Annotated in this window: 4 protein-coding genes; all 4 read left to right on the forward strand. The window is 49.0% G+C overall.

All coding sequences use genetic code 11. The features are described from left to right. On the forward strand, window positions 1-721 hold a 721-nt coding region (locus V6C93_RS19235; protein WP_333478279.1), incomplete at its 5' end, for an SDR family NAD(P)-dependent oxidoreductase. Window positions 722-1,020: 299 nt separating this feature from the next. Continuing rightward, window positions 1,021-2,286 carry an ATP-grasp domain-containing protein gene (locus V6C93_RS19240; protein WP_333478280.1) on the forward strand — a complete coding sequence of 422 codons (1,266 nt, stop codon included), beginning with the start codon at window positions 1,021-1,023 and terminating at the stop codon, window positions 2,284-2,286. A 403-nt stretch (window positions 2,287-2,689) separates the two neighbouring features. After that, window positions 2,690-3,583, forward strand: coding sequence for a CoA-binding protein (locus V6C93_RS19245; RefSeq protein ID WP_349262767.1), 894 nt, complete (start codon window positions 2,690-2,692; stop codon window positions 3,581-3,583). Between the two features lie 2 nt (window positions 3,584-3,585). Next, a partial coding sequence (gene aat / locus V6C93_RS19250) for a leucyl/phenylalanyl-tRNA--protein transferase (RefSeq protein WP_349262766.1) occupies window positions 3,586-4,127 on the forward strand: 542 nt, incomplete at its 3' end.

The following is a 4,127-nucleotide window of genomic DNA, read 5'->3' on the forward strand; positions in this document are numbered from 1 at the left end:
GACTGATCTGGCTCAGCTTGAACAGGTCAAAGCCCTTGCCCAAAAAGCCCTGGACTACTTTGGTCGAGTGGATGCCCTCGTCAATAATGCCGGTTATGGGCAGATGGGTCCAGTAGAACTCATTTCACCCGAAGATGCACAGCGGCAGTTTGCGGTTAATTTTCATGGGCCGTTAGTCTTAAGTCAAGCTTTAATCCCCACCCTGCGCGACCAAGGGGGTGGACGAATTATCAACGTGTCCTCTCTCGGTGGTCGGGTGCCCTTTCCGGCTGGGGGGATGTATAGCCCTTCTAAATTTGCCTTGGAAGCGCTGAGTGATGTCATGCGCATGGAGTTAGGGGCATTCAATATCAAAGTCAGCGTGATTGAACCCGGCCCCGTAACGACAGACTTTTTTAGTGTGGCTGGCGATAAGGTTGATCTGAATATACCGGAGTCAGGACGAAAACTCTATCGTGCAGCGATCGAGGGCATTAAAGACATCGAACAGCAAACGGCACGTCTGGCCTGGACTTCAGAACGGGTAGCCGATGTGATCATTCGAGCCCTCACCTCGCGCCATCCCCGTCCCCGCTACGTAGCGGCAACGGGTGGCAAGATGATGCTGTTTTTGATGACAAAATTCCTACCCACTCCGCTCGTAGACCTGTTCTGGAAGCGCTTCTACAAAATTGACCAAGTGGAAAAAGAATGGAAAAGTTCTGCCCAAAGGGTAAGGTAGAGAACCAACTGAAATGTTGGAAGTTGATAACTTTATAAAGGTTCAGAACTCTTGACTAAAGAAGCCTGAAGTTTAAAGGATGAAGGATGAAGTGGGGATTTATCAGTACAGGCCGGACTACGTCCCGCTAGGCTAACGCCCTGACTTCTATGATGCAAAGTGAAAAGGCGAAGAAAAATAAATTCGACTCGCTATTCAAGCCCCATGCCTGACCGGAGCCTAGCCCTCGCAGGTTGGGGAATTTCATACTTCATACTTCAGCCTTTAGCCTTGAGTTGACATTCAACCCATACTCATTTATGGACTTATTAGAGTACCAAGCGAAAGAATTATTTCGCCAGATTGGCATCCCTGTTTTGCCGTCTCAACGCATCGACCATCCTACCGACCTCAAGCGCTTAGAAATTCCCTATCCAGTCGTACTCAAGTCTCAGGTGCCTACGGGGGGAAGGGGTAGAGCTGGTGGTATCCGCTTTGTGGAAAATACCATTGATGCGATCGCAGCGGCAAGGTCTATTTTCAACCTTCCTATTCTCGGTTGCTATCCCCAAGTCCTGCTAGCCGAATCTCGCTACGATGCTGAGCAGGAATTATACCTTGCCGTCATCCTCGACTATGCCCTTGGGCGTCCTGTTCTGTTAGGGTCTCGCCAAGGAGGCATCGACGTAGTGGGCGTGATGGCTCATATGCAAAAGGTTGTGGTGGAGCAAGAATTCTCCTCGTTTTACGCACGGCGTCTAGCCCTAAAAATGGGACTTCAGGGACAGCTGATCGAATCGGTGAGTGGAATTATACAAAAGATGTACCAGCTATTTCTCCAAAAAGATCTAGACTTGGTCGAGATTAATCCCCTGGCCATTAATTCTAGAAGTGAGGTGATGGCCTTGGATGGCAAAATCTCGGCAAACGACAGCGCCCTCGGACGCCATGCCGAGTTGGCAACCTTAGCATCCAGTATGCCTGAGAGCTACCCTAACCGCGTGTCTGACCTCAACTGGACGGACACAGAAGGTAACATTGGCATTCTCTGTAACGACACTTGTCTAGCAGCAGCAACGTTAGATTTGGTTTACCAGGAACAAGGAAAACCAGCCAGTTGCCTGATTTTAGACGGATATGCCAGCTGGGATGTGCAAGCCACTTCTTCTCCCGTACAACAACTGCAAAGTGCCCTCAAGCAAATAACAGAAGCTAAAGGGATTAAAGTTATCTTAGTCAACATCCTGAGCAGTGGTAGCGCCAGTGAACAAGTGGCTCAGGTCATTGCCAACTATCTAGTTTCTAAATGGGGGGAAGGGTCTGTGCTAAAGGCAGCAGACCAAGCAGAAAGACCAATGGGGCTGACGTCTCGTTCTCATCGCGTTCACCATAATGGTACCCACACTCTCTCTAAGCAATCTGTATCCCTGACTCAGCTGCCTCACTTTGTTATCCGTATCGTGGGTGGGAAAATTGACTCCGCTAAAGAGCGTCTGGCAACGATACCCGTACATTGGATGGATAACTTGGACGAGGCGGTAGCGCAAGCGATTTCTCTTGCCAACTCTAAGGTTAGGCCATCCTGATCCAAGACCCAAAACGTAGAGGAGAGGAAGAAGAGGGGGGCTTACCTGGATTAGCCCTTATTACCTTTTTTCCTCAAGTGATCAGCAACCTAGGATGAATCTGTATAAGATTAGTATTCTGATTGTCTTGAGTAGGTTGATTCTCTTCCTCTCTTTGCTCTAAAGTTATGCTCCCCTGGGAAGAGTTAGCTGCTGCAAGTTAAGCTCAATCCAGCAGCTACACTTCTTGAACCAGAGAGCTAATATGAACTTGACCTCACAAAGCCAAGTCCTGGAACAGGACAGTACACCATCGCTGAGCTCCTATTACGCCCTTCCCATGAAAGTCAATGGTACGAAGGTAGCCGCTGGGGCTTTTGAGAAGCTCAATCCAGCCTCTACACCACTTTTACATCAAGCGACTATCAACTTGACACCAGGCAGCAAAGTTTTGGTTCAAGGTATCACGCAACCCTTAGGTTCTTACTACACTGCTCGCATGAAAGCCTATGGCACAAATGTAGTGGCTGGGGTGAGTGCAGGTCAAGGAGGGCAAGAGCTTCATGGTATTCCCGTATTTGACCTGGTAGAGCAGGCGCTGCCAAAGACGGGACCGATTGAAGCAACGGTTATTTTTGTGGAATCCTACCGAGCTCTGGATGCCGCACTCGAAGCGATGGACGCGGATATCCGACTGATTATTCTCGTTACGGATGGTGTTCCTCCTCTAGACATGGTTCGCCTTTTGCGGAAAGCAGAAGCCACGGGGACTCTGATTGTGGGGCCGAGTAGTTCTGGTATCATTGTGCCCGGAAAATTTTTGCTGGGTACTCAGGAGAGTGAATTTTATACACCCGGACCCGTTGGGCTGATTGCGCGTGCTGGTGCCCTTGCCTATGAAGTGGCTCTAGCGTTAACCCAAGCAAAATTAGGACAGTCTATTGCGGTTAATCTTGGTAGCGCTGCCATTGTTGGCTCTTCTTTTCGTCAGTGGCTACAGATTTTAGCGATGGATAAAAGTACGGAAGCCATTGTTTTAGTTGATCAGACGGGTGGCCTTAGCGAAGATGCAACCGCTGAATTCATTGCTGAGGCGATTGATAAACCCGTGATTGCTTATGTTGCCGGAAGCTACACACCCTTGGACAGACAAATTAGTGATGCGAGTGCCATTATTGCCGCTCAGCTATCAGGGCCAGTCACGAATGCGAGTACAGCGCAGCACAAAGTGGCAGCGTTTAAGCAAGCGAACATCCCTGTGGCAGAGCGTCCTTCTCAGATTCCTGAGTTGGTGAGAAAGGCACTCAAGAAGAAATAATGATGGCATTTGACATTCCTTCTTTAATCCAGGGATATGCCCAAGGCTACTTCTTGATGGCAGATGAATCGGGTGATTTAGGCTGGTACACCAGTCGCCACCGTGCAATCATTCCCTTGGATGAGCGATTTCGCTATCCTAAATCACTGCGTCGCGTTCTGAATCAGGAGCGTTTTAGCATTGCAATCAATCGCGACTTCAAAAGCGTGATTGCGGGTTGTGCCAATCGAGAATCCACCTGGATTTCTCCTGAACTTCAAGAGATTTATTGGGCTCTTTATAAAGCGGGTTGGGCTTATAGCTTTGAAACGTGGCAAGGTGACCAGTTGGCGGGAGGAATTTTAGGGATTGTGATTGCTGGAGCCTTCATTGGCGAATCCATGTTTTATCAGATTCCTGAAGGCTCAAAGGTGGCGATGGTGAAGTTGGTGGAGCATTTGCGATCGCGAGGCTTTATCCTGTTTGATGCTCAGATGGTCAACCCTCACCTTGTTCGCTTCGGTGCCCAAACCATTAGCGAACAGAACTATCAGGTTTTGTTGCA

It is taken from the genome of Allocoleopsis sp. (assembly GCF_036703385.1).
Classification (GTDB): Bacteria; Cyanobacteriota; Cyanobacteriia; order Cyanobacteriales; family Coleofasciculaceae; genus Allocoleopsis.